This is a genomic window from Phytobacter diazotrophicus (assembly GCF_052061655.1).
Classification (GTDB): domain Bacteria; phylum Pseudomonadota; class Gammaproteobacteria; order Enterobacterales; family Enterobacteriaceae; genus Phytobacter; species Phytobacter diazotrophicus.
Map to the genome: position 1 here is coordinate 3022968 of NZ_CM125428.1, position 23785 is coordinate 3046752.

The 23785-nt window shown below is 56.7% G+C and carries 15 protein-coding genes, 2 tRNA genes and 2 other RNA genes; 8 read left to right on the forward strand and 11 right to left on the reverse strand.

Features of this window, described 5'->3' with window-relative positions; genetic code table 11:
* The first annotated feature begins 78 nt into the window (after positions 1-78).
* From ACS0RQ_RS14775 to ACS0RQ_RS14790, 4 genes are all read left to right on the forward strand, one after another.
* Positions 79-163 (forward strand) — tRNA-Tyr (locus tag ACS0RQ_RS14775).
* 43 nt (positions 164-206) lie between these two features.
* Positions 207-338, forward strand: a non-coding RNA gene (locus ACS0RQ_RS14780) — RtT sRNA.
* Between the two features lie 36 nt (positions 339-374).
* Positions 375-459: transfer RNA gene (locus tag ACS0RQ_RS14785), tRNA-Tyr, on the forward strand.
* Positions 460-503: 44 nt separating this feature from the next.
* Positions 504-632, forward strand: a non-coding RNA gene (locus ACS0RQ_RS14790) — RtT sRNA.
* A gap of 63 nt (positions 633-695) precedes the next feature.
* Here ACS0RQ_RS14790 and ACS0RQ_RS14795 read toward each other — a convergent pair.
* Entirely contained in the window at positions 696-1139 is a 444-nt protein-coding gene (locus ACS0RQ_RS14795) for an Lrp/AsnC family transcriptional regulator (protein ID WP_271851213.1), read from the reverse strand.
* A gap of 108 nt (positions 1140-1247) precedes the next feature.
* Between ACS0RQ_RS14795 and ACS0RQ_RS14800 the strand changes: the two genes are divergently transcribed.
* Positions 1248-2147 carry a DMT family transporter gene (locus ACS0RQ_RS14800; RefSeq protein ID WP_271851214.1) on the forward strand — a complete coding sequence of 300 codons (900 nt, stop codon included), beginning with the start codon at positions 1248-1250 and terminating at the stop codon, positions 2145-2147.
* On the opposite strand, the gene narI is transcribed toward ACS0RQ_RS14800, so the two are convergent.
* The 5 genes from narI to ACS0RQ_RS14825 form a co-directional block, all read right to left on the reverse strand.
* On the reverse strand, positions 2144-2821 hold the full coding sequence (gene narI, locus ACS0RQ_RS14805; RefSeq protein ID WP_271851215.1) for a respiratory nitrate reductase subunit gamma: 678 nt from the start codon (positions 2819-2821) through the stop codon (positions 2144-2146). The two genes, ACS0RQ_RS14800 and narI, sit on opposite strands and share 4 nt — an antisense overlap.
* Positions 2821-3531 carry a nitrate reductase molybdenum cofactor assembly chaperone gene (narJ, locus tag ACS0RQ_RS14810; RefSeq protein ID WP_271851216.1) on the reverse strand — a complete coding sequence of 237 codons (711 nt, stop codon included), beginning with the start codon at positions 3529-3531 and terminating at the stop codon, positions 2821-2823. Before narJ ends, narI begins: the two co-directional genes overlap by 1 nt.
* The gene (gene narH / locus ACS0RQ_RS14815; protein WP_039079176.1) at positions 3528-5066 is read right to left on the reverse strand and encodes a nitrate reductase subunit beta; all 1539 of its coding nucleotides are present in this window, start codon (positions 5064-5066) and stop codon (positions 3528-3530) included. Before narH ends, narJ begins: the two co-directional genes overlap by 4 nt.
* On the reverse strand, positions 5063-8806 hold the full coding sequence (locus ACS0RQ_RS14820) for a nitrate reductase subunit alpha (RefSeq protein ID WP_271851217.1): 3744 nt from the start codon (positions 8804-8806) through the stop codon (positions 5063-5065). The genes narH and ACS0RQ_RS14820 overlap by 4 nt, the downstream gene beginning before the upstream one ends.
* Positions 8807-9202: 396 nt before the next feature.
* On the reverse strand, positions 9203-10597 hold the full coding sequence (locus ACS0RQ_RS14825; protein ID WP_271851218.1) for a NarK family nitrate/nitrite MFS transporter: 1395 nt from the start codon (positions 10595-10597) through the stop codon (positions 9203-9205).
* Positions 10598-10903: 306 nt separating this feature from the next.
* Here ACS0RQ_RS14825 and narX point away from each other — a divergent pair, with 306 nt between their 5' ends.
* Both narX and narL read left to right on the forward strand, forming a co-directional pair.
* Entirely contained in the window at positions 10904-12703 is a 1800-nt protein-coding gene (gene narX / locus ACS0RQ_RS14830) for a nitrate/nitrite two-component system sensor histidine kinase NarX (protein ID WP_271851219.1), read from the forward strand.
* Complete coding sequence (gene narL / locus ACS0RQ_RS14835; RefSeq protein WP_039079179.1) at positions 12696-13346, forward strand: two-component system response regulator NarL; 651 nt, start codon at positions 12696-12698, stop codon at positions 13344-13346. The genes narX and narL overlap by 8 nt, the downstream gene beginning before the upstream one ends.
* Here narL and ACS0RQ_RS14840 read toward each other — a convergent pair.
* Positions 13343-14764 (reverse strand): YchO/YchP family invasin, encoded by a 1422-nt coding sequence (locus tag ACS0RQ_RS14840; RefSeq protein ID WP_271851220.1) that lies wholly within the window; start codon positions 14762-14764, stop codon positions 13343-13345. The genes narL and ACS0RQ_RS14840 overlap by 4 nt on opposite strands.
* A gap of 164 nt (positions 14765-14928) precedes the next feature.
* Between ACS0RQ_RS14840 and ACS0RQ_RS14845 the strand changes: the two genes are divergently transcribed.
* Positions 14929-15480: a YbhB/YbcL family Raf kinase inhibitor-like protein gene (locus tag ACS0RQ_RS14845; protein WP_039079180.1), complete on the forward strand. Its 552-nt coding sequence runs from the start codon at positions 14929-14931 to the stop codon at positions 15478-15480.
* Here ACS0RQ_RS14845 and ACS0RQ_RS14850 read toward each other — a convergent pair.
* From ACS0RQ_RS14850 to ntrB, 4 genes are read right to left on the reverse strand one after another with little or no spacing between them, the layout of a single operon-like run.
* Entirely contained in the window at positions 15457-18033 is a 2577-nt protein-coding gene (locus ACS0RQ_RS14850; protein WP_420372493.1) for a nitrate reductase, read from the reverse strand. The two genes, ACS0RQ_RS14845 and ACS0RQ_RS14850, sit on opposite strands and share 24 nt — an antisense overlap.
* Positions 18030-22097, reverse strand: coding sequence for a nitrite reductase large subunit NirB (gene nirB / locus ACS0RQ_RS14855; RefSeq protein WP_334634316.1), 4068 nt, complete (start codon positions 22095-22097; stop codon positions 18030-18032). The genes ACS0RQ_RS14850 and nirB overlap by 4 nt, the downstream gene beginning before the upstream one ends.
* 10 nt (positions 22098-22107) lie before the next feature.
* On the reverse strand, positions 22108-22902 hold the full coding sequence (locus tag ACS0RQ_RS14860; RefSeq protein WP_039079182.1) for an ABC transporter ATP-binding protein: 795 nt from the start codon (positions 22900-22902) through the stop codon (positions 22108-22110).
* Position 22903: 1 nt separating this feature from the next.
* On the reverse strand, positions 22904-23785 hold the full coding sequence (ntrB, locus tag ACS0RQ_RS14865) for a nitrate ABC transporter permease (protein WP_107224666.1): 882 nt from the start codon (positions 23783-23785) through the stop codon (positions 22904-22906).

The window sequence follows — 23785 nt, forward strand, 5'->3', positions numbered from 1 at the left end:
CTTTACAGCGGCGCGTCATTTGGTATGATGCGCCCCGCTTCCTGAAACGGAGGCAGGCCAGTATAAGCATTGCCCCGTGGTGGGGTTCCCGAGCGGCCAAAGGGAGCAGACTGTAAATCTGCCGTCATCGACTTCGAAGGTTCGAATCCTTCCCCCACCACCATTATTGACCACTGCAATGTGGTAACACCGGTGAGAGTTTGCGAAGTTTGCACTTATCGGGAAGGGTGAGAACCTTCGATTAAGGTTCGAGTCGAGCGAAGGCGAGACAACGTTGCCAAAGGCAACGGCCCGAAGGGTGAGGAGCGAAGCGACGAATAATCCTTCCCCCACCACCATCTTCAAAGCAGTTCCAGACAATATGAATTACCCCTGGTGGGGTTCCCGAGCGGCCAAAGGGAGCAGACTGTAAATCTGCCGTCATCGACTTCGAAGGTTCGAATCCTTCCCCCACCACCATCACTTCATCTAGCACGCTGCCAAATCAAATCCTCAATGCACATATCCTCCCCATGCAGGGAAGGATGAGAAGCTTCGACTAAGGTTCGATTCGAGCGCAGCGAGAAAGCGTTGCCGCAGGCAACGACCCGAAGGGCGTGGAGCAGCGCAAACAAACATTTCCCTGATCCGCTGCGCTTATCAGGGCTAGCCGCCCGCAGGTCGAATAAACGCAACGCATCGAGGCTTTAAAATCATTACACGGGCGGCAACCGGCGTTTGACCGGCGAGCTTTTCACAATCGAGGTGTTGCACTGTGCGTATTCCGCTAAACCATCCAGCAATGTATCCAGTTGTTCGATGGAGCGCACCACCAGCCGGATAACAAAACAATCCTCCCCGGTGACCTTATCGCTCTCGATACATTCGGGCATCGCCTGAATGTACTTATCCACCTTCTGTAATAACCCCGGCAATGGCCGAACACGTACCAGCGCCTGCAAGGTATACCCTAACGCCGCCAGATTCACCTGCGCCGCGTACCCCTCAATCACCCCCCTTTCTTCCAGGCGCTTGAGTCTTTCTGCCGTGCTGGGTGACGACAGCCCGACGCGACCACTTAATACTTTTAGCGACATCCGCGCATCTTCCACCAGACACGCCAGAATTTGTCGGTCGATCTCATCGATAAGGTTTTCCATTGGTTTTACCTAATTAATAAACGTCATACGCAAATTTCACCTTACATCATCTCTGTAAAAGTGGCCTGCCATTTTCGACAATATGGGCCATCATTCAGGAGGTGATTTATGAATAACAGGCAAAAAGGCGTCTGGCAGATGAGCCTGGCGATGTTGATTTCCGGTTCCATTGGCGCATTCGTTTTGCTGTCGGGATTACCGGTCACGGAAGTGGTTTTCTGGCGATGCCTGATCGGCGCACTCACACTGTTTATCTTTATACGCGCCAGTAAACAGCCCTTTAGTCCGCTGACTAAAGTCACGCTGGCATTAGCCATTGCGGGCGGTATCGCCCTGGTCGTCAACTGGCTATTGCTGTTCGCCGCCTATAGTCGTATCTCGATTGGCCTGTCGACAGTGGTCTACAATACGCAGCCGTTCATGCTGGTCTTAATGGGGATGGCGCTGGGTGAGCGGGTCAGCCTGGTCAAATGGGGATGGCTTTTTCTGGCCTTCGCAGGGGTGGTGATTCTGCTCTCCGGCGAGCTCACGTCCGGCCACTCCGCACAGTGGTTTTCTGGTATTGTGCTGGCCCTGAGCGCCGCTTTTTTTTATGCGCTAACTGCAATCATCACCCGCAAACTCACCGGGATAGCGCCGCAGCATATTGCCTTTATCCAGGTGTTAACCGGGGTTGTTCTCCTGTTGCCACTGACCGGCAGACCTGTGTTTTCCGCCGACTATCCGTGGCTTATCCTATTTACTCTTGGGATCGTACACACCGGCGTGATGTACCAGTTGCTCTACAGCGCGATCCAGAAGCTGCCAACTCCCATCACAGGATCGCTCTCCTTCATTTATCCCGTGATTGCGATTGTGGTCGATAAACTGGTCTTTGGTCATACGCTCAATGCCACACAACTGATGGGCGGCGTATTGATTCTTTTTGCCGCCGCAGGTAACAACCAGGGTTGGGGTGAAAAAAAACCCCGCGAGTGCGGGGTTGGAATCAAAACACGGTCCAGTTAGCGGCGTGCGCGGACAATCTGATATTTGCGCGTCAGATATTCAACGGGCGCGCTCCAGATATGCACCAGCCGCGAGAACGGGAACAGCACAAACAGCGTCATCCCCAGCACCAGATGCACACGATAGATGAACGCTACCCCGTCAAGATGCGCGGAAGCCCCGCCGTGGAACGTCACCACGGCCTGGGCCCAGCCCACCAGCTTCATCATTTCGCTGCCATCCATATGCTGTGCGGAGAAAGGAATTGTTAACAGCCCCAACGCACACTGCACCATCAGCAAAGTCATGATCAGAATATCGGCCGCCGTGGATGTCGCGCGGATCCGCGGATTGAACAGTCGGCGTTTCAGCAGCATGATACCGCCCACCAGGCACATCACACCGCTGGCCCCACCGCCAATCATCGCCATTTTTTGTTTCACTTCGATGGGCAGGAAGGATTCGTACATCCAGTGCGGCGTCAGCATCCCCAGGAAGTGCCCGGCGAAGATGCCGAGGATCCCCAGATGGAACAAGTTTGACCAAATCACCATTCCTTTGCGGTCCAGCATCTGGCTGGAACCGGCACGCCAACTGTACTGGCCGTAGTCATAACGCAGCCAGCTCCCCACCAGAAACACCGTCCCGGCAATGTACGGGTACATATCAAAGAAGAACATATTCAGGAAGTGCATTATTGCTGTCCTCCGGTTGTGATATTCAGGTACTGCGGTGCGACAGCGCCAGCGAAGCGATGTTGATGCGCAGCAATGTCAGATTCGCCACACCCCTGTTCGGCAAAGAATTTCACCTGCTCTTCTTCCCAGACGGCATCCAGCGCCTGCGGGGTATCATCACGCGCTTCATCAGCGATTTTTTCAGCCACTTTTTGTTGATCGATAGCGGTATTCGCCAGTTCGATCAGCGGTGTAAACAGCATCGCGTAGTGACTGTCGCGCTGTTGCAGACGAGCGCTCAGCAGCGCCAGGATCGGCGCAATGTCCTGCAATCCGCCCAACGCTTCCGCCGGCGGCAGTTGCGCCAGATACTCCAGATAGAGCGGCAGGTGATCCGGCAACTCGCGGCTGTCCAACTCCAGACCTTGCCGGGCGTATTGCGCCAGCAGATCGACCATCGCCTGTCCACGGTCGCGGGACTCGCCGTGTACGTGCTCGAAGAGGAGCAATGAGGTGGCGCGCCCCCGATCAAACAGTTCGCTGTAGTTTGCCTGGGCATCCAGCAGATCCTGCGAGGTCAACTGCTGCAGAAAATCGATAACACCTTGTGACTGAGACGCCGTGAAGTGCGTTGACGATTGCAGCGCCTCGATCAACTCCTGCTGATGCTGCCACAGAGCAGCATCCGGGTATTCCAACAGACGGGAAATAACGACCAGCTCAATCATGGGTGCGGCTCCGTTTTCACTGAAACATCAATGGCATCAATGCGACGGCTGTTGAACAGGTTGAATTTACTGTCCGAACCGTGGCAGCCATCACCAAAGGTAAAGCCACAACCGCTCTTCTCAGGAAACGCTTCGCGCGCCAGCTCACGATGACTGCTCGGGACCACAAAACGATCTTCGTAATTGGCGATGGCCAGGTAACGGTACATCTCCTGCGCCTGTGCTTCGGTCAGGCCCACTTCTTCCAGCGCACGGGTATCAATTTTGCCGTCCACGGTTTCCGCACGTTTGTAGTGACGCATTGCCAGCATACGTTTCAGCGCCAGCAGCACTGGCCCGGTATCCCCTGCGGTCAGCAGGTTTGCCAGGTACTGTACCGGGATGCGCAAACTGTCCACATCCGGCAGAATACCGTTGCTGCTCAGCTCACCTGCATCCGCCGCAGACTGAATCGGTGACAAAGGCGGCACGTACCAGACCATTGGCAACGTGCGATATTCCGGGTGCAGCGGCAGCGCCAGCTTCCAGTCCATCGCCATTTTATACACCGGCGACTGTTGAGCCGCGTCGATCACACTCAGCGGAATGCCGTCTTTAATTGCCTGCTCGATAACCTTCGGATCGTTCGGGTCAAGGAACACATCCAATTGGCGCTGATAGAGGTCTTTCTCGTTTTCTGTACTTGCCGCCTGCTCAATGGCATCCGCGTCATACAGCAACACGCCGAGGTAGCGGATGCGGCCTACGCAGGTTTCGGAACAGACCGTTGGCTGACCGGCTTCGATACGCGGATAACAGAAGATGCACTTCTCGGATTTACCGCTCTTCCAGTTGAAGTAGATTTTCTTGTACGGGCAACCGGTGATGCACATACGCCAGCCGCGGCACTTATCCTGATCAATCAGCACAATGCCGTCTTCCTCACGTTTGTAGATCGCGCCGCTCGGGCAGGTCGCCACGCACGCCGGGTTAAGACAGTGTTCGCACAGACGCGGCAAATACATCATGAAGGTGTTTTCAAACTGACCGTACATCGCCTTCTGCATGTTTTCGAAGTTTTTGTCTTTCGACAGCTTCTCAAACTCGCCGCCCAGGTCATCTTCCCAGTTTGGCCCACGGGTGATTTTATCCATCCGCTGGCCGGTGATCAGCGAGCGCGGACGGGCGATTGGCTGGTGTTTGCTGTCAGCCGGCGCGGTATGCAGCGTCTGGTAGTCATAATCAAACGGCTCGTAGTAATCGTCGATGCCCGGTAGATGCGGGTTGGCGAAAATTTTTCCCAGCAGCATCGGACGGTTACCCATCCGCGGCTGCAATTTGCCATTCACTTTACGGATCCAGCCGCCCTTCCATTTTTCCTGGTCTTCCCAGTTATTAGGGAAACCAACGCCGGGCTTACTTTCCACGTTGTTAAACCACGCGTACTCCATCCCTTCACGGCTGGTCCAGACGTTTTTACAGGTGACGGAACAGGTATGACAGCCGATGCACTTATCGAGGTTCAGCACCATGCCAACTTGTGAACGAATTTTCATTTTACGCTCTCCTGTACCTGGTCATTGCCTTCGCCATCCAGCCAGTTAATGTTCTTCATCTTACGTACCACCACAAACTCATCGCGGTTGGAACCAACCGTTCCGTAGTAGTTAAAGCCATAGGCCAGTTGGGCATAGCCGCCGATCATATGGGTCGGTTTTGGCGTAATTCGGGTTACTGAGTTATGGATACCCCCGCGCTGACCGGTGATTTCTGACCCCGGAATGTTCACGATACGTTCCTGAGCGTGGTACATCATGGTCATCCCGGCTGGTACGCGCTGGCTGACCACTGCACGGGCAGTCAGGGCACCATTGCTGTTAAAGACTTCAATCCAGTCGTTATCTTCGATACCCAACTCTTTGGCATCTGTCTCACTCATCCAGACAATCGGACCACCGCGGCCTAACGTCAGCATCAACAGGTTGTCGCTGTAGGTGGAGTGAATCCCCCATTTCTGGTGCGGCGTCAGGAAGTTGAGCGCTTTTTCCGGGTTACCGTTGGACTTCTCGCCCATCACCTCTTTCACTGAACGGGTGTCGATGGGCGGACGATAGACCAGCAGGCTTTCACCGAAGTCACGCATCCACTGATGGTCCTGATACAACTGCTGACGACCGGAGAGAGTACGCCATGGAATGAGCTCATGAACGTTGGTATAGCCTGCGTTATAAGAGACATGTTCATCTTCAAGGCCGGACCAGGTCGGGCTGGAGATAATTTTGCGCGGCTGCGCCTGGATATCGCGGAAGCGGATTTTCTCCTCTTCTTTGTTCGTCGCCAGATGCGTGTGGTCACGACCGGTAAATTCGCTGAGCGCCGCCCAGGCTTTGACCGCCACGTGGCCGTTGGTTTCCGGTGCCAGCGTCAGGATCATCTCTGCGGCATCAATCGCTGTGTTAAGCATCGGCTGGCCTTTCGCCGGGCCGTCCGCTTTGGTGTAATTGAGCTTACGCAGCAGGTCCATTTCGCTCTGAGTGTTCCAGGCAATGCCTTTACCGCCATTACCGATTTTCTCCATCAACGGGCCGATGGAGGTAAAGCGTTCGTAAGTCGCCGGATAATCACGCTCAACCACAATCAGATGCGGTGCGGTTTTACCTGGGATCAGATCGCATTCGCCTTTTTTCCAGTCTTTCACATCCAGCGGCTGCGCCAGTTCAGCGGCAGAGTCATGCTGAATCGGCAGGGTCACCAGATCGGTCTCTTTACCGAGGTGGCCCACGCAGACTTCGGAGAATTTTTTGGCAATCGCTTTATAAATCTCCCAGTCGCTTTTAGACTCCCAGGCCGGATCAACGGCAGCAGACAGCGGATGAATAAACGGATGCATATCCGACGTATTCATATCGTCTTTCTCATACCAGGTTGCCGTCGGTAGTACGATGTCGGAGTACAGGCAGGTGCTCGACAGACGGAAGTCCAGCGTCACCACCAGATCCAGCTTGCCGTCGAGCCCGTTATCTTTCCACTCCACCTCTTCCGGCTTCATGCCGCCCTGCTTGCCGAGATCTTTACCCTGAATACCGTTTTCCGTACCCAGCAGATACTTGAGCATGTACTCGTGGCCTTTACCGGAGGAGCCCAGCAGATTTGAACGCCAGATAAAGAGGTTACGCGGGTGGTTTTTGCCGTTTTCTGGCTGCTCCGCCGCAAAATGCATGGCGCCCTCTTTCAGGGATTTCACGGTGTAATCCACCGCTGACATACCTGCCTTTTTCGCCGCTTCGGCAATACGCAGCGGGTTGGTGCCCAGTTGCGGTGCCGATGGCAACCATCCCATACGTTCGGCGCGAACGTTGAAATCAATAAGGCTACCGGTGTAGCGTGATTTATCCGCCAGCGGCGACAAGAACTCCTGCGCGGTGACGGTTTCATAGCGCCACTGGCTGGAGTGGTTATAGAAGTAGGAGGTGCTGTTCATATGGCGCGCCGGACGGTTCCAGTCCAGGGCAAACGCCAGCGGTTGCCAGCCCGTTTGCGGGCGCAATTTTTCCTGGCCTACATAGTGTGCCCAGCCGCCGCCGCTTTGGCCAATACAGCCGCAGAAGATCAGCATATTGATGATCCCACGGTAGTTCATATCGAGGTGATACCAGTGGTTCATCCCGGCCCCGATGATGATCATCGAGCGGCCATGCGTTTTGTTGGCGTTATCCGCAAATTCACGGGCGGTGCGGATAATATTGGCGCGGGTAACACCGGTGATTTTTTCAGCCCAAGCCGGCGTATAGGCTTTGATATCGTCGTAGCTTGTGGCGCAATTTTCATCATTAAGACCGCGCTCCAGGCCATAATTCGCCAGGGTCAGGTCGTAAACGGTGGTCACCAGCACGCTGCTGCCATCGGCCAGTTGCAGGCGTTTAACCGGCAGTTTATGCAGCAGAACGTTTTCCAGTTCAACCTTACTAAAGTGCGCGGTGCTGTCGCCGCCAAAGTACGGGAAGCCAACGTCCGCGATCTCATCCTGACGACCCAACAGGCTCAGTTGCAGCTCCGTCTCAACACCGGTCGTGCCATCACGCTGTTCAAGGTTCCATTTGCCCTTCTCGCCCCAGCGGAAACCGATGGAACCGTTCGGCGCCACCATTTCGCCGTTATCAGCGAGCGCAACGGTTTTCCACTGCGGGTTATTCTCCTGGCCCAGCGCATCCACAAGATCCGATGCGCGCAGCATACGTCCAGCCGCATAGTATCCTTCACGCGGTTCCAGCATCACCAGCATTGGCATGTCGGTATAGCGACGCACATAATCGGTAAAATACTGGCTCGGGTTATCGAGGTGAAATTCACGCAACATGACGTGGCCCATCGCCAGTGCCATTGCCGCATCGGTGCCCTGCTTCGGTGCCAGCCACAGGTCGCACAGCTTGGCGATTTCGGCATAGTCCGGGGTTACGGCAACGGTCTTGGTGCCTTTGTAGCGGACCTCGGTAAAGAAGTGGGCATCCGGGGTACGGGTCTGCGGTACGTTGGAACCCCAGGCAATGATATAGCTGGAGTTATACCAGTCGGCGGACTCCGGAACGTCGGTCTGCTCACCCCAGGTCTGCGGCGAGGCTGGCGGCAGGTCGCAATACCAGTCGTAGAAGCTCAGGCAGGTACCGCCTAACAGCGACAAGTAGCGTGCGCCGGAAGCATAGGAGACCATCGACATCGCCGGGATCGGCGAGAAGCCTGCCACGCGGTCAGGACCGTAGGTTTTCACGGTGTAGACGTTAGAGGCCGCAATCAACTCATTCACTTCCTGCCAGGAGGAGCGAACAAAACCACCGCGTCCGCGTGCCTGTTTAAAGCTCTTCGCTTTATCAGCATCTTCAATGATCGAGGCCCAGGCGTTCACCGGATCAGGGTGTGCCACTTTCGCTTCACGCCACATTTTCATCAGGCGTTTGCGCATCAGCGGGTATTTCAGGCGGTTCGCACTGTAAAGATACCAGGAGTAGCTGGCGCCGCGAGGGCAGCCGCGTGGCTCATGGTTTGGCATATCAGGGCGGGTACGTGGGTAGTCGGTCTGCTGGGTTTCCCAGGTAACGAGGCCGTTTTTGACGTAAATCTTCCAGCTGCAAGACCCGGTGCAGTTTACACCGTGAGTAGAACGCACGACTTTATCGTGCTGCCAGCGTTGGCGGTATCCATCCTCCCAGTCCCGGTTTGTTTCGAGAAGCTGGCCGTGCCCATCGGCAAACGTTTCGCCCTTCTGCTTGAAGTAGCGAAATCGGTCCAGGAATTTACTCATCGGGTTTCTCCTGTATGGAGCCTGACGGCTCTCTGATAAATCGACATTGCACAAATTAGGGGTTACAGCATTTGCGGCGAAAGTAACGCTCTGAAAGGCGTGAAGAATTGATGGCGATCAAGCTGTAAGGGCTTCATAAAGGCAGGGAAATCACTATCTACCCCCAAAAGGGTAGAATGTTTTTAAATTTAATTTATTGATATATAAAGAAAATAAATCACTGAAATGACAGCAAACGAGAAAAAATGCGCTAAGCAGGTATTAAGGAGTATAGCCCCCTGAAGACGAGGGTTTTTCACTGTTGTGGGTAAATCCCTCTTAAAGTATGTTGTAACTAAATAAGGTTCAAAAAAAAAAAGCGCGAGCCAGGCCCGCGCAAGGATAATCAACATTTACTTACTTTTTATTAGAATTCCGTCCGTAGATAGCCCAGGTGATCACCACACAGGCGATATAAAACACCAGAAAGACTTTCATTGCGCCCGCCGGGGAGCCGGTGAGTGCCAGCGAGGTGCCGAAGGCTTTCGGGATAAAGAAGCCGCCAATTGCCCCAATAGCTGAAATAAAGCCCAGTGCAGCAGCGGTTTCGGTTGCCGCCTCACGCAGCGCCGTGGCTTCACTGCCGCCAGCGTTTTTCACCCGTTCCAGCGTCATCTTGCGGAAATTGACTGAAATCATCTGGAAGGTAGAACCACTGCCCAGCCCGGCCGTCAGGAAGAGCATCAGGAAGACGCCAAAGAAGGCGATAAAATTCCCGCCCGCGCCGTTGGTTGGCAGCGTCAGGAACAGTAAAGCGCTAAAAATAGCCATCAGGATGAAGTTCACCAGGGTGACACGCGTCCCCCCCAGCCGGTCCGACAGCGCCCCACCCGCAGAACGGGCGAGCGCGCCGATGAGTGGGCCAAAAAAGGCGTAATGCATGATGACTACGTCCGGAAACTGGGTCTTCGACAGCATGGCGAAACCGGCAGAGAAGCCGATAAACGAACCAAAGGTTGCCAGATAGAGAAAGCTCATGATCCACATATGCTTACGCTTTAACACCGGCAACTGTGCTTTCAGTGACGCCTTCGAGGCGGTCAGTTCGTTCATGCCAAACCAGGCGGCGAGGGTAAAGACGGCTAGCAACGGCACCCATACCCATGCGGCATTCGCCAGGAAGATCATACTGCCGTCAGGCTGTGCTACACCCGTTGCGCCAAACACAGCAAACATTGAAAACGAAATAGCCAGCGGTGCCAGAAGCTGCATCACGCTCACGCCCAGGTTACCGAAACCGCCGTTAATCCCCAGCGCGCTCCCCTGCTTCTCTTTTGGAAAGAAAAAGCTGATGTTCGCCATACTGGAGGCAAAGTTCGCTCCGGCAAAACCACACAACAGCGCAATGATGATGAACGTGCTAAATGGGGTTGAGGTATCTTCAACCGCCAGGCCCAGCCAGACGCAGGGAATGATCAGAATGCCGGTACTGAACGCGGTCCAGCGGCGGCCACCGAATACCGGGACCATAAAAGAGTACGGTACGCGCAGCAGTGCACCCGACACGGACGGTAAAGCCGTCAGCATAAAGAGTTGGTCAGTCGAAAATTGAAAGCCAACTTTATTCAGGTTTACGGCAACAGCGCTAAACAACATCCACACACAGAACGCCAGCAACAGACACGGAACCGAAATCCACAGGTTACGACTGGCGATGCCGTGTCCCTGTCGTTGCCAGAAAAGCGGATCGTCCGGACGCCAGTCGCTAATAACTCGGCCTGACGCCCTTTGGGGGGTAGAAGAGTGACTCATAGACACCTCTGGTTATTGATTTGACGAGGCCACATTAGTTTTTACAGCGCAAGGTAAGTTGATATAAATCAAAGGAAAAGTGTGCGTAACAACGAGCAAAAAATCGCCATGCTCATTAGTGAGTAGATCGTTTTTCTTAAAAAAGTGTGGTTTTTCACAACCCTGTCGCCTGATGGAAAAGACCCACTCCTTTTATGGATACCGGCAACGATAAAGGAGTACTTCTTTGTAGGTATGGGTATACCTCAGGGTATGGCGGACAATATCGACCACTCTTTATTTCCGTGCGCCGGAGCCTTGCCCTCTATGCTTAAACGCCTCTTTACACCGCTCTCCCTGGTTAACCAGGTCGCGCTGACCATGCTGCTGTCGACGGTTATCGGTGTGGCGGGCATGGCGGTTTCCGGCTGGCTGGTGCTAGGCGTTCAGGGTAGTGCCCACGCCATCAACAAAGCGGGCTCGCTGCGTATGCAAAGTTATCGGCTGCTGGCAAGCGTGCCGCTACGCCCGGCAGACGACGTATTACTCAAAGAGATGGAGCAAACGGCGTTCAGTTCTGAACTGGCCGATGTCGCCGAACGTGACGGGCAGCAAGAGCAGTTAGAGGCGCTGCAACATTTCTGGCGCAACGAGGTCGCTCCAGCCCTTAAGCAGGCCCAGGAGCCTCAGGCTGTCACCGATAAAATAACCACCTACGTTAATCGAATCGACACGCTGGTTACCGCCTTCGATCACAGCACCGAACAGCGCATGGCGCGCGTTGTGATCCTGCATCGGGTGATGGCCATCTTGCTGGGCTTACTGCTGCTCTTTACCGTTGTCTGGCTTCGCGCCCGCCTGCTCCAGCCGTGGGAACAGTTACTTAAAATGGCTCAGGCGGTCAGTCAGCGTAACTTTACCCGGCGGGCACAAATCAGCGGACGCAATGAGATGGCGACCCTCGGTACCGCACTGAATAATATGTCGGAAGAACTGGCGGAAAGTTACGCCGTCCTTGAACAGCGCGTTCAGGAAAAAACCGCCGGACTTGAACAAAAAAACCAGATTCTCTCTTTCCTGTGGCAGGCCAACCATCGCCTGCATTCGCGTATTCCGTTGTGCGAACGTTTATCACCGGTGCTTCACGGGCTGCAAAACCTGACGCTGCTGCATGATATTGAGCTGCGCGTTTACGACATGGAAGATGAGAAAAACCACCAGGAATTCACCTGCCATTCGGATATTACCTGTGATGATCGGGGCTGCCATTTATGTCCGCGCGGCATCCTGCCTGCTCCCGCTGGCGGCAGTTCCACTCTGAAATGGCGTCTGGCGGACAACCATACACAATATGGTTTGCTACTCGCGCAGCTCCCCCACGGCAGGCATCTTAGCCACGATCAGCAACAACTGGTGGATACGCTTGTCGAGCAGTTAACCGCGACGCTGGCGCTGGACCGTCATCAGGAACATCTGCAGCAGATGATGGTGATGGAAGAGCGTGCAACCATCGCCCGGGAACTGCATGACTCCATCGCCCAGTCTCTCTCCTGTATGAAGATGCAGGTCAGTTGTTTGCAGATGCAGGGCGGCGACCTGCCTGAGAGTAGCCAGCAGTTGCTGGGGCAAATCCGAAACGAGCTCAATACCTCATGGGCGCAGTTGCGTGAGCTGTTGACGACATTCCGCTTACAATTAACAGAGCCTGGACTACGCCCGGCCCTGGAGTCCAGTTGTCAGGAATACAGCGCGCGCTTCGGTTTTCAGGTCAGGCTGGATTACCAGCTCCCCGCGCGTCTCGTGCCCTCACATCAGGCAATCCATTTATTACAAATTGCCCGCGAAGCCTTGAGCAATTCGCTGAAACATTCCGGCGCGACTGAGGTCATCGTCTCGGTCGTCCAGCAGGAAAAACGGGTAATATTGCAAGTTCGCGACAACGGCTGTGGCGTGCCGGAAAACGCAGCGCGAACAAACCATTATGGCTTGATTATCATGCGCGACCGTGCGCAAAGTTTACGTGGCGATTGCCAGGTTCGACGGCGTGAGTCCGGCGGCACCGAGGTAACCGTGACGTTTATTCCCGAAAATCTTCTCTCATCTGTGCAAGGAGATAACTATGACTAACCAGGAACCGGCTACCATTTTGCTCATCGATGATCACCCGATGTTGCGTACCGGCGTCAAGCAACTTATCAGCATGTCGCCTGAAATCACCGTCGTCGGCGAGGCCAGCAATGGCGAACAAGGCATCGAACTGGCGGAGGATCTGGACCCGGACCTGATTCTGTTAGATCTGAATATGCCGGGGATGAACGGCCTTGAAACGCTGGACAAACTGCGTGAGAAAACGCTGTCGGGTCGCGTAGTGGTTTTTAGCGTATCGAATCACGAAGAGGATGTTGTCACTGCCCTTAAACGCGGCGCCGATGGCTATCTCCTTAAAGATATGGAGCCAGAAGATTTACTCAAAGCCCTCCAGCAGGCCGCAGCGGGTGAAATGGTCCTGAGCGATGCGTTAACCCCAGTTCTGGCTGCCAGCCTGCGCGCCAATCGTGCAACTTCGGATCGCGATATCAGTCAGTTAACGCCGCGCGAACGCGACATTCTTAAGCTTATCGCGCAGGGTCTGCCGAATAAGATGATTGCCCGTCGCCTGGACATCACCGAGAGTACGGTAAAAGTGCACGTAAAACATATGCTAAAAAAAATGCGTCTTAAATCCCGCGTGGAAGCAGCGGTCTGGGTTCATCAGGAACGCATTTTCTAATTGTCAGGCGCCGTCAGATCCCAGCGCGGCGTCGCGCCGGAGGTGTCAACCAGCGGTGGCGTCAGCGTCAGCACAATCTCATTGGATGAGACGCGCTGACCCTTTTCATCTTCGGCAATCACCGACAGATGCCATTCATTGGTCGCCCCTTCACTGTTATCCCACTTCGGCATAATGATCGACCAGCCTTCCGTACTGCTGGGATGAGCAGGCGGCGTCAGGCTAAGCTGTTGAGTATCACCCTGCCAGCGTAACTCGCGTATCCCGTGCGTGCTGCGGATATCCAGTTTAAGTGCCACCGTTTCGCCAGGCTGTAAATCCCAGGGCGGTGTGGCGAGAAATACTGAGAGTGTCTTGCGCTGGCGATATTCGTATACCGGCACCGTATCGCGCACCGGATTATCGTAACGGCTGCCGCGCAAAGAGGCCTCTTCTCCCAGTTGGCTGGCGGAAAGCTGTTTCCAGAGAGGAACACCAAACCGATAATTCAGTTTCAGGCCTAAATCGTTCTGACTTTCGCCGTTCTCTCCCTGTTTATGGTGCGCCGAGAGCGTTACCAGCGGTACGGGGGTGTAATCCAGCCCCACTTTTACCGCCAGCGGATTACGATACCCCGTCCCGGAGTCGAATAAATCCACGCTCTCACCAAAGTATTGTTCCAGACTGACGCTGGTATCGAGTTGCTGCCAGAAGGGTAAACGCGCCTGAGCGGTAATGTCATAGCCGCGCGCCATGCGCTGCTGGAGCGTTGCCGAACGATACGTCCAGTCGGTGAGCGGTTGATAGTAATTGGCGGAAAAACGCAGCGACTGTCCCCACACCTCAGCCCCCAGCCCGGTACGGGCCAGGTTTTCATCAAGCAGGTTGTCGTAGAAGGTGTTATACCCCAGCAGCCAGTCACCGGAAATCCAGCGCTGACCAATCCCCACGTTACCGACCAGACCCTCATCCTGTTGGGTCAGACCAAGCTGGCTCCAACTGAGATAGCGGGACGTATCCTGCAAAGGGACAAACCAGTCGCCGTGGCTACCGTTAAAGCCCCCTTTGTCATCAACTTTGACATCAATGGTCGCTTTGCCCCAGGGCGACAGCCAGGACTCTACCTGCTGGTTTACCTCATCGCTCACCACATCGCGCAACTGACCAAAGGCGAACTGGCGCGCCTGTGCCCCGGTATCCAGCCCGTTGTCTGTCATGCTGGCTTCGCCAAAGGCTTTCGCCATTTCGGCCAGATGTTTTTCACTGCTGCCTTTGTCGGGCGTCATTCCGAGATCGGGCAGAGAATCACCATCATTATCAAACGGATGTTGAGCCTGCTGAACATACCAGGATTGCGGGGCGGTCTGTACGCCACTGACCGCGCTTCCCGCCAGCGGCAAGAATAAAAGCAGTATTGGGGAAGAGGAAAACCAGTGCATCACGTTTGTAGGGGGTCGCTCCGGGCTGGAAATGATCGCCAGTCGTTCAGGTTAGCGGCTTTGCCCGACAATTTCAGCTTTTGCGCAAATTTCAGGAAAATCCTTAATCCTTCCCGTTTCGCCAGACTACAGTTAACTGAATGCTGATAACTGAGAAAAAGCGAATGACTCAGACACTACGATGGGCCATGTGCAGTTCCATTTTGTTGTATGCCGTGTCGGCCAGCGCCACCGACATTTTCCAACTGCAATCCCCTGCTTTTGGTGATAACGCGCTGATGGAGAAAAGATTCGCGGGCAACGCCACCAGCAATCCTAACTGCACGGGAGAGAATATTTCCCCGGCACTGGTGTGGAACAATCCGCCTGCAAAAACGCAAAGTTTCGCCCTGGTCGTACATGACCCGGAAGGGGCGATGGGCCTTGGCGTTACCCATCTGGTGGCCTACAACATTCCCCCTTCCGGCACCGGTTTTGCCGAAAATGATCTGCGTGACGGCAAAGGCTATACCGGCGGTAAAAATACCCCCGGCACCGTGCAGTGGTATGGTCCTTGCCCTCCGCCGGGTAGCGGCGCACACCACTACACCTTTACCCTGATTGCCACCAGCCTCGCACCGGATCTCCCCAAAGGATTAACCCGGGACGAGCTGTTTGCCAAACTCAAAGGCCACACCCTGGGCGCGGCAGGTTTAATTGGCCGCTTCGGACAGTAGCGCTTTTAATTCCGGCAGACAGGAGCCACAGTTTGTGCCGCAGCGCAGGACATTCCCCAACGCTGCGGTGCTGTCGCACCCTTTGGCAATCGCAGCGCGAATCGCGTTTTCCCCCACGCTGTAACAGCTACAGACCATGCGTCCCGGCACGGGTAAGCTGGACGGTGACTGCCCGGCTAACAGGCTATGCCGCGCCTGCGCCGTTGCTGGCGCGGTGATAAATGCCTGCACAATGGCATCATGCGCAATAACCGGAAGCCGCGTATCACTCCACCACCCCAGCATCAATTGCCCGTGGTGCCAGGCCAGTAGATTTTTCACCGTACCGGCACGAATGGTCTGCATCTGCCAACCTTGCGTCTGACACCATGCCGTCAGCCATGCCGACGCATCGCCATTACCCGCCAGTGTGAAATGCAAAGCGCTATCCGTCGCTTTGCGCACCCAGTAGAGATCGGCGGGGAGCAGCGGCATTTCACGCGCATAGAATTCGCCCTGCCACTCTGGCTGCCAGGCGGCGATGCGCACCGCCGTTTGTTTGCTCTCCGGCTGCCCGGAATGCGGGTCGCACACCGGGGCCACCAGTGCGTTAACCTTTCCCAGAAGCGCAAAAGCATGGTTCCAGTGCATCGGCGTAAACAGTTCACCTTCCCGCTGGCCGTGCTGAATACGCACTCGTGCCACCATAACGCCGCGGGGAGAGCTTATATGCGCAAGGTCTCCCTCGCTGAGGGCAAAACGGGCAGCATCCGCCGGTGAAATATCCACCGCGGGTTCGGCAATGTGCTGCATCAACCGCGCAACGGCGCCAGTGCGGGTCATCGTATGCCACTGATCGCGGATCCGCCCGGTGTTAAGCAAAAGTGGATAGTGCGCCGTCGGTTGCGCCACTGCGCGTGCGGGCGATACAGGTACGGTGCGTAAACGCCCGGAAGGCCGCCAGCCGCGTTGTAATGCCGCCTGGGTTACGCTCCACTGGTAAGGTTCCAGCCTGTCCCACTGTTCGCGCGTTAACCCGGCCAGTTCACTGATATCAAACGCCCGCGTACCGTTGTTTTCAAAGCCGGAGAGCGCCGCATGTTCAGAAAACACTTCATGAGGATGCTGCCAGGCAAACGCGGTGCCAAAGCCGAGGCGCTGCGCGACCTGTGAGATTATCCACCAGTCAGCTTTTGCCTCGCCCGGCGGGGGTAAAAAGGGCCGCTGGCGTGAGATGCGTCGCTCGGAATTGGTCACTGTGCCATTTTTCTCCCCCCAGGCCAGCGCCGGGAAACGGATATGGGCGTAGCGGCTGGTGTCAGTCTGTGCCACCACCTCAGAGACAATTACCAGCGGACAGGCCGCCAGTGCGCGGCACACCGCATGGCTGTCCGGCAGCGAAACCGCCGGATTGGTGCCCATTATCCACACCGCTTTCACCTCGCCACGCCCGATGGCCTCAAACAGATCCACCGCCATCAGTCCCGGCGTTTGCGCCAGCCGCTCCGTCCCCCAGAAACGCGCCAGCCGGGCAAGGTCCGCCGCTTCAAAATTCATATGTGCCGCCAGTTGTGTCGCCAGGCCGCCCACTTCGCGCCCTCCCATGGCATTCGGTTGTCCGGTCAGCGAAAACGGGCCGCATCCCGGACGGGCAAATTTGCCGCTGGCCAGATGCACATTCATGATGGCATTACATTTATCGCTGCCGCTCGATGACTGGTTAATACCCATGGTGAACAGCGTCATCGCCCGTGGCGCGGTAATAAACCAGTCATAAAACGTTGTGACAACGTCACGAGACAGCGCGCAAAATGATGCGACCACTTCCGGCGTCCATGCACGCGCGGCAGCCAGTGCGGCCTCGCCCTCATCAAAATCGACAAGCGTTTGATTTCCCTTCGCAATCATATTCAGCAGGCCGACAAACAACCCGGCGTCGCTCCCCGGCGCTAGCGGCAGATGGAGATCGGCAATGTCACAAGTGGCGGTGACGCGCGGGTCAATGACCACCACTTTTAGCGCCGGGTTATCATGCTTTGCCTGCACAATGCGCTGATAGAGCACCGGATGGGTCCAGGCGGCATTCGACCCCACCAGCACCAGCAGATCGCTCTTTTCGATATCGTCATAGCTGCACGGCACGACATCTGCACCAAAGGCCCGCTTGTAGCCTGTAACGGCAGATGACATGCACAACCGTGAATTGGTGTCGATATTTGCCGCGCCGATAAAACCTTTCATCAGCTTGTTGGCGGCATAGTAATCTTCGGTTAGCAGCTGCCCGGAGGCATAAAACGCCACCGCCTGCGGACCAAATTCGCTGATGATGGCGTTCAGGCGGTCTCCGGCGGCATCCAGCGCCGCCTGCCAGCTTACCGTCTGCTCATCCACCTGCGGAGCCAGAAGCCGCCCCGCTAACCCGGTGGTTTCCCCCAGCGCCGCCCCTTTCACGCACAGCCGACCGGCGTTTGCCGGGTGCGCGCGGTCACCCGCCACGCTTACCCCATCGTCAGTGACGGTCGCAACCACGCCGCAGCCCACACCGCAATACGGGCAGGTGGTGCGGGTACTCATGATGCCTCCGCGCGCATTAACAGGACCTGGTTGCCGACCCACACTTTGCCACCTTCAATTTTGACCGGCCAGGCGCGGACCGCTGGTTCACCGCTTTCCGCATAACAGCCGTCACGCAGACGAATACGCTGCTTGTAGAGCGGCGAAATCACCAGCGGTTCACCGTTCGTGTCGCCTAAGATCCCGCGCGACAGAACCTGGGCGTGGTTACCCGGTTCGTGGTTATCGAGCGCATAGATGGTTTCGCCAAAGCGGAACAGCGCGATTTGGCGCTCACCCAGCCGTGCGCCAATCCCCGCCTGTTCAGGTATCGCGGCGATGTCGCAGATAACCTGCCATGGCCGCCACGGCAGTTGCCCTTCTGACTGTTCCGGTGCCGCCGCCAGTTGCGGCTGGTCACGGACAACCTCGCGGTGAACGGTTTCGTCCGGCACGTCGCTGTTAACAAACGAGCGGAACAGCGCCAGACGGTCAGGATCGTTAAGCGTGGTCTGCCACTCGCACTGATAGCTGTCCACCACCCGCGCCATCTCTTCTTCCAGTTCAGTGGCAATCTCAAGGCTGTCGTTCAGGATAACATCGCGCAAATAGTCGATGCCGCCCTCCAGGTTATCCAGCCAGGTGCTGGTGCGTTGCAGGCGGTCAGCCGTGCGGATGTAAAACATCAGAAAACGGTCAACGGTGCGGATCAGCGTGGCCTCATCCAAATCGCTGGCAAACAGATCCGCATGACGTGGCTTCATGCCGCCGTTACCGCACACATAGAGATTCCAGCCTTTTTCCGTGGCGATCACCCCCACATCTTTCCCCTGCGCTTCCGCACACTCGCGGGTACAGCCGGAAACCGCCATTTTTATCTTATGCGGCGCACGCAGCCCTTTGTATCGATGCTCCAGGGTGACGGCCAACCCGGTGGAGTCCTGCACACCATAGCGGCACCAGGTCGAACCAACGCAGGATTTCACCGTACGCAATGACTTGCCGTAGGCGTGCCCGGTTTCAAACCCGGCATCGACCAGCTCCTGCCAGATGGCCGGAAGTTGCTCCAGACGGGCGCCAAAGAGATCGATACGCTGGCCGCCGGTGACTTTGCTATAAAGCTGATAGCGTTTGGCGATCTGCCCGATGGCAATCAGACCATCCGGCGTGACCTCCCCGGCGGGCATCCGGGGCACAATGGAATAGGTCCCGTCTTTCTGGATGTTGGCAAAATAGCGGTCATTGGTATCCTGCAGCGGCAGGTGCGCCGGTTTGAGCAGATACTCATTCCAGCAGGAAGCCAGAATCGACCCGACCAGCGGCTTACACACCTCGCAGCCCTGCCCGTGACCATAACGGCTGATTAACTGCGCGAAAGTACGGATATGGTTGACGCGCACCAGATGGTGGATCTCCTGGCGCGAGTACGGGAAGTGTTCGCAGATGTCTTTTTTCACTTCCACACCCTGCGAGGCCAGTTGGTGTTCCATGACCTGCTTGACCAGCGCGCTGCAACCGCCGCAACCGGTGGCCGCTTTGGTACAACTTTTGATGGCTCCCATGTCGCTGGCGCCCGCGCTGACCGCCTGGCAAATATCGCCTTTGCTGACGTTATGACAGGAGCAAATCTGCGCGCTGTCCGGCAAGGCCGCCACGCCGAGCGCTTTTGGCGCACTGCCAGCAAGCGCAGGCAGGATCAGGCTTTCCGGTTGTGCTGGCAGCGCCAGCCCGTTGAGCATGGTTTGTAGCAGCGTCGCATAGTCGCTGGCTTCCCCCACCAGTACGCCGCCGAGCAGTTGTTTGCCATCTTCACTGACCACGATTTTTTTATAGATTTGCGCCGGGCCGTCGGTCCACTGATAGCTTAGGCAGCCGGGTGTGCGCCCGTGGGCATCGCCGAACGACGCCACATCAACGCCAAGCAATTTCAGCTTTGTGCTCATATCCGCACCGGTAAACGCCGCCGCTTCGCCGCTGAGATGAGCCGCCACGACACGCGCCATCTGATATCCCGGCGCCACCAGACCATAGACTTTGCCCTCCCACACCGCACATTCGCCAATGGCGAAGATGTTTTCATCCGAGGTCTGGCACTGTTCATTAATGGTGATCCCGCCGCGTTCCCCCAGGTCCAACGCCCCGCTGCGGGCAAGCGCATCCTGCGGGCGAATGCCGGCGGAGAACACCACCATGTCGGTCGTCAGGCTCTCACCATCGGCAAAGTTGAGGGTGAGCGTGTCGCCATTCGCCACGATTTCCCGGGTCGCCTTGCTGGTATGAACCTGCACCCCCAGCGCGGTGATTTTCTTGCGCAGCATAGCGCCGCCCTGTTCATCCAACTGAACGGCCATCAGCGCCGGGGCGAACTCCACCACGTGGGTTTCCAGCCCCAGTTGTTTTAACGCATTCGCCGCTTCCAGCCCCAGCAGCCCGCCGCCAATCACGACGCCACGCGTGGCGTTTTTCGCACGCGCGGCAATCTCATCCAGGCCATCCAGGGTGCGATAGACAAAACAGCCACGGGCATCGTGCCCCGGAACCGGCGGCACAAACGGGTATGAACCGGTTGCCAGCACCAGTTTATCCCAGCGCGTTTCATGCCCCTGGGCATCCCGCACCACCTGCAACGCGCGGTCGATATCGGTGATGGTCTGGTTGAGACGCAGCTCAATGCCGTACTGGTCGAAAAAATCCCCCTCGACCATGGAGAGCGACTGCGCGCTGCGTCCGGCAAAGTACTCGGATAAATGCACGCGATCGTAGGCGGCATAACGCTCCGCGCCGAATACCACGATGTGATAGGCCTGATGCAAGTTGCGGCTCACGCACTGTTCTAAAAAATGGTGGCCGACCATACCGTGTCCAACCACAACCAGAGTAGGTTTTGTCATCTTTGGGATCCCGGCAGCCGCTGGCTGCGCTGTAAAGCTGTCAAAAAGCCAGCCCGCCTGCGGCGGTTCCGGCGTATTTAATCGTTCGGTGAGTGCAGCCGCACTGGCACAATTGCCCAGCAGCAGTACGCCGCACAGTCTGTTTTCCCGCACCAGCAGGCGACGGTAATGGCCGCTGAGGGGATCGAGGCTGGTCCAGATGTCATCGCCATCACGCGCCTGCACGTCCCCGGCACTGAACAGGTCGATGCCGGTCACTTTCAGTCGCAGCCCGCCCGCCTGCCAGTGAAAGTCTGCCTCAGGCGTGCCGAGCAGACGCGCAGCGAGAATCTCCGCCTGCTGCAAACAAGGGGCCACCAGCCCCCAGGTTTGTCCGGCAATTTCACAGCATTCACCGAGGGCGCTCACCCCGGCGACCGCACTGCGCAACTGCCCGTCCACCACGATGCCACGGGCACAGGGAATACCGCTGGCCTGGGCAAGGGTTATCGCCGGGCGCACGCCGGTGGTCATTACCACGCGACCTGCCGACAAAACGCGGCCGTTGGTCAGCGTGACGCTATCGGGTGTAATACAGCGGATGCTGGCAGAGAGTTCGCAATCAATGCCGCGCTCACGCAGATGCGCTGCCAGCAGCCCCCCGGCCTGTGCGTCAAGCTGCTGCTCCATAAGCCATTCGCCGCGGTTCACCAACGTGACGTTGTCACCATGACGGCGCAGCGCCGCAGCCGCTTCAACCCCCAGCACGCCACCGCCGAGGACAACCACCGGCCCACGGCCTGCCAGAATGGCCTGCACATCGCTGATACGGCGAAAGCCATGGACATGCGGTAAGTCGTGGCCCGGTACGGGCGGGATAAAGGGCGTCGATCCGGTGGCAAACACCAGTTCATCCCAGGTCAACTCGCGTTGGGTGGTAATGACCCGACGCGCCGACAGATCAACCTGGGTGACCGTCTCCCCCGTCAGTACCCTGATGCCGCGCGCTTTATACCACTGCGCATCTTGCAGGACGGTGTCGCTGAACGCTTTTTCTGCACCCAGCACCGGTGATAACTGGATGCGGTTATAGGCATGGCCCGGCTCGTCGCCAATCATCGTGATGGCATAGCGGTCGGCAGCCGATTCGCTGAGTTTTTCGACAAGGCGGGTGGCCGCCATGCCGTTGCCAATGATTAACAGTCGCAGGGTCATCTCACTCACCTCAGGCCGCTTTCGGCTGTTTTTCATAGAGGAAATGGAGGATCTGCTGGCGCAGGTGGTGATAACGGCTGTCATCAGCCAGTTGCACCCGGTTACGCGGACGCGGCAGATTGACGTCAAGGATTTCACCGACGGTTGCCGCCGGGCCGTTGGTCATCATCAGTACCCGGTCAGAAAGCAGCACCGCCTCGTCCACATCATGGGTGATCAGCACGATGGTGGTGTTCAGCGACTGCTGAATCTGCATGACCGCATCCTGCAGGTGGGCGCGGGTTAACGCATCGAGCGCGCCAAAAGGTTCATCCATCAGCAGCACTTTGGGTTTCATGGCAAGAGCACGGGCAATGCCGACACGTTGCTTCATCCCGCCTGAGATCTCCCCCGGACGTTTGTGCAGCGCGTGGCCCATTTGTACCCGCTCCAGATTGTGCTCAATCCACTCGCGGCGCTCCGCTTTGTGCATGGTGCGACGGAACACCTGATCCACCGCCAGCGCCACGTTGTCAAAACAGGTCAGCCACGGCAATAAAGAGTGGTTCTGGAACACGACCGCGCGCTCGGGGCCAGGCCCCGCTATCTCCCGGTTATCGCACAGCAAACCGCCTTCGGTTGGGAGCGTGATACCGGCAATCAAATTCAGTAAAGTCGATTTTCCACAGCCCGAATGACCAATCAGGCTGACCGTTTCCCCTTCATGAATATCGAATGAGACATTTTGCAACGCCACAAACTCACCGCCCGCGGTCGAAAAGCGCTGGCTCACCGCCTGCACCTGGATAATCGGTTTTTTGCTCATCTTATTTCTCCTGCCAGCTAAAGCGACGTGCCACCAGCATCAGCCCCTGCTCCAGCAGCAGACCGACCACACCGATGATGACAATGGCGATTAAAATGTTTTCCACATTGAGGTTGTTCCATTCGTTCCAGATCCAAAAACCGATCCCCAGGCCACCGGTGAGCATTTCCGCGGCGACAATCACCAGCCAGGCGATGCCGATCGACAAGCGGACGCCGGTGAGCACCGCGGGCAACACCGCCGGGAACAAAATGCGGCGCATGACCGTCCATTCGGACAACTGCAGAACGCGGGCCACGTTGAGGTAATCTTGCGGAATGCGGCGCACCCCTTCGGCGGTATTAATCACCATCGGCCAGATAGAACAGATGAAAATAGTCCAGCTTGATGCCGGTTCCGCTTTCTGGAAAAGCAGCAGGCCAATCGGTAACCATGCCAGTGGGCTGACCGGGCGCAGCAGTGCAATCAGCGGGTTGAACATCCGCGCCAGAAAGATAAAGCGGCCAATCATAAAACCCAGCGGGATCCCCACCAGCGCTGCCAGACCAAAACCGATGGCGACGCGCTGCAATGAAGCCAGTACGTTCCAGCCGATCCCCATGTCATTCGGCCCATCCCGATAGAACGGGTCGGCAAACAGCGTCATTGCCGAATCCAGCGTGCTGAGCGGGGTGGGAAAGCCTTTGCTGTTGATTGCCGCCAGTTCCCAAGCGATAAGCAACAGCCCAAGTCCCAGCAGCGCGGGAACAACACGTTCGGCTACCGCGCGAGTTTTACGCGACAAGGCCGGCTTACGGGTGCGGACTTTGACCGGAGGCAGCGTAATCACTTCGCCAGCTATGGACGGCGGCGTAACGCGCTGTGTGTTCTGTTGATGTTTCAT

Coding starts and splice junctions, on each gene's coding strand:
- narI (WP_271851215.1), bottom strand. CDS start 2,821: ATGCACTTCCTGAATATGTTCTTCTTTGATATGTACCCGTACATTGCC.
- narH (WP_039079176.1), bottom strand. CDS start 5,066: ATGAAAATTCGTTCACAAGTTGGCATGGTGCTGAACCTCGATAAGTGC.
- ACS0RQ_RS14800 (WP_271851214.1), top strand. CDS start 1,248: ATGAATAACAGGCAAAAAGGCGTCTGGCAGATGAGCCTGGCGATGTTG.
- narX (WP_271851219.1), top strand. CDS start 10,904: ATGCTTAAACGCCTCTTTACACCGCTCTCCCTGGTTAACCAGGTCGCG.
- ACS0RQ_RS14845 (WP_039079180.1), top strand. CDS start 14,929: ATGACTCAGACACTACGATGGGCCATGTGCAGTTCCATTTTGTTGTAT.
- narL (WP_039079179.1), top strand. CDS start 12,696: ATGACTAACCAGGAACCGGCTACCATTTTGCTCATCGATGATCACCCG.
- ntrB (WP_107224666.1), bottom strand. CDS start 23,785: ATGAAACATCAACAGAACACACAGCGCGTTACGCCGCCGTCCATAGCT.
- ACS0RQ_RS14850 (WP_420372493.1), bottom strand. CDS start 18,033: ATGAGTACCCGCACCACCTGCCCGTATTGCGGTGTGGGCTGCGGCGTG.
- ACS0RQ_RS14860 (WP_039079182.1), bottom strand. CDS start 22,902: ATGAGCAAAAAACCGATTATCCAGGTGCAGGCGGTGAGCCAGCGCTTT.
- ACS0RQ_RS14795 (WP_271851213.1), bottom strand. CDS start 1,139: ATGGAAAACCTTATCGATGAGATCGACCGACAAATTCTGGCGTGTCTG.
- narJ (WP_271851216.1), bottom strand. CDS start 3,531: ATGATTGAGCTGGTCGTTATTTCCCGTCTGTTGGAATACCCGGATGCT.
- nirB (WP_334634316.1), bottom strand. CDS start 22,097: ATGACCCTGCGACTGTTAATCATTGGCAACGGCATGGCGGCCACCCGC.
- ACS0RQ_RS14820 (WP_271851217.1), bottom strand. CDS start 8,806: ATGAGTAAATTCCTGGACCGATTTCGCTACTTCAAGCAGAAGGGCGAA.
- ACS0RQ_RS14825 (WP_271851218.1), bottom strand. CDS start 10,597: ATGAGTCACTCTTCTACCCCCCAAAGGGCGTCAGGCCGAGTTATTAGC.
- ACS0RQ_RS14840 (WP_271851220.1), bottom strand. CDS start 14,764: ATGCACTGGTTTTCCTCTTCCCCAATACTGCTTTTATTCTTGCCGCTG.